Below are 2,049 nucleotides of genomic sequence, written 5' to 3' on the forward strand. Positions count from 1 at the left end.
GATTTTGGCTGTTTGATTCATTTCTGACTCTCCTTATTTGTGTTATAAAATAACTTGAATGTCAGATTAAGTAAAGACCATTACAGGTAATCCCTATTATCCCAATAAGGAAAAAGAGCCTAACAATATGGCACACCGTGCAGAAATGTTAGAAATTGCAAAGAAAGCTTTTGGAGTAAATTAATAATGAAATTATTGTTTTTTCTTTCTATCTTTTTTGTATCAAAAGTTTTTGCTAATCCTATTTTATTAATAAATGAAAAAATTGGACTGCAGGGATTATTTGAAAATAAAAATTTAATATTGACATTAGATATTAGTGATAAAAATGATATAACTGGATTATATAAAATCGGGGATAAAGATTCGATTAACATGTTAAACGGCAGTATCATTAATAAAAGCATTCAATTAGAATCAGAAAAAATTGAACGTAACAAATTTTCTTCAATACATTTAGATATAAGAAATAATCTTTTTAATGGAGATGGGGAAATTAATGGGAAACAATACCCATTGATTTTAAAAAAAGAAAGTATCTCTTATAAAAAGATTATATCAAGTATAAAGATAGAGGCTATTAATGACAATGATTACGAATTAGTGATTGTTGTAAATCAAAATGAACAAAGATTACGTTTTTTTTCTTTAGAAGATAAAATAAATATTATTTTTGAAGATTTAAATTTCGATTCTTATCCTGATATTAGAATTTCTGAAAATTATGGCGATATTAATATAAGTTACTCTTATTTCCTCTATGATCCCAAAACATCTGTTTACCGTTATTCTAAACAATTATCTAATAATATTATTAACCCCAAGGTATTATATGAAAATAAAGTATTAATAGGTCAATCTCGCGACGGATGCTGTTTTTATGAAAAAACAATACTATATCAAAATAATCTTTATAAATTTAGCTTTAATTACCTTAAAAATAAAGGGGAAATGATTCATTATAATGACAAAAACAAAGTAATAAAAAAAACTTCAATTACTAAAGTCATGTTTGACAATGCTCCATTAATAAAAATGATAGATAATAATTTATAAACTTAACTTAAAATTAAAGTGTTTTATATTAAATATTATGTATGTCTCTGCTCAGCTATGGGGATTTATACGATATTAACGTCTTAAAAAAGGTCACCCTCTCATCGGGTGAAGCGATTGGTTTATTTGCCCAAAAATCGGGCATGAAACTGTTTGCCAACCAAGGCGATATCGAGGTGCAAGCCCAAAACGCCAATCTTAATATGGCAGCCAAGCAGGATGATCCTCGCCAAAATATTAGACAGAGCCCACCTCTATCATTTTTCATTTTGGTAATATTGTTGTTCATATTGTTCAGGTGATACCCAGCCATTGGCTGAATGACGGCGTATCCGATTATAATAGATTTCAATATATTCAAATAGTGCTTTATTAGCCAGCTTCCTCGTTTTGTAGTAACAGTCATGAATAATATGTGTTTTGAGTGTATGAAAAAAACTTTCAACAACCGCATTATCAAAGCAGTTTCCTCTTCGACTCATGCTTTGCCTTAGCTCATATTGTAACAATAATTGCTTGAAATCAGCGCTGCAATATTGGCTGCCTTGGTCACTATGGATGAGTACATTTTTAGGAAATTGACGCCGAAATAAGGCTTGTTTTAATGTATTACACACTAAATGGCGGTCTATGTAGCGACTCGTTTGCCTAGCAATCACTTTTCGTTCATATAAATCGATAATCACCGACAAATATAACCCTCCTTCACCCGTTTTAATATAAGTAATATCGGTTACCCATGTCGTATTCGGCTTATCAGGGTTAAATTGCCTATCTAACGTGTTGGGCGCAATATTGTGATGGGCCGTATCTGTTTTATACTTGAATTTACGTGCTGCTTTACTCCGTAATCCCAATTGTTGCAAAACACGGCTAATTGTCCTTTCTGAAACTTGATAGCCCGCTTCTGTAAATATCCCAAACTTAGTACACAACTCACGTAGAAAATTAAGCTGCTTGTTTTAGTGTTTTATACTCAATTGGTGTCATGTT

3 protein-coding genes are annotated in these 2,049 nt (G+C 30.8%); 2 read left to right on the forward strand and 1 reads right to left on the reverse strand.

The window, feature by feature from the left end; translation table 11 throughout:
• Positions 1-186 precede the first annotated feature (186 nt).
• Positions 187-1,056 carry a hypothetical protein gene (locus tag GQ589_RS11615; protein ID WP_160426389.1) on the forward strand — a complete coding sequence of 290 codons (870 nt, stop codon included), beginning with the start codon at positions 187-189 and terminating at the stop codon, positions 1,054-1,056.
• 41 nt (positions 1,057-1,097) lie between these two features.
• Positions 1,098-1,358, forward strand: a complete 261-nt coding sequence (locus GQ589_RS12615) for a DUF2345 domain-containing protein (RefSeq protein WP_160426391.1) — start codon at positions 1,098-1,100, stop codon at positions 1,356-1,358.
• Here the strand turns inward: GQ589_RS12615 and GQ589_RS11625 are convergent.
• Positions 1,314-1,991, reverse strand: coding sequence for an IS3 family transposase (locus tag GQ589_RS11625; RefSeq protein WP_160426393.1), 678 nt, complete (start codon positions 1,989-1,991; stop codon positions 1,314-1,316). The genes GQ589_RS12615 and GQ589_RS11625 overlap by 45 nt on opposite strands.
• Positions 1,992-2,049: the final 58 nt, after the last annotated feature.

Origin of the sequence: Gilliamella sp. Pas-s27, from assembly GCF_009795865.1 — a bacterium.
Taxonomy (GTDB): Bacteria; Pseudomonadota; Gammaproteobacteria; order Enterobacterales; family Orbaceae; genus Gilliamella.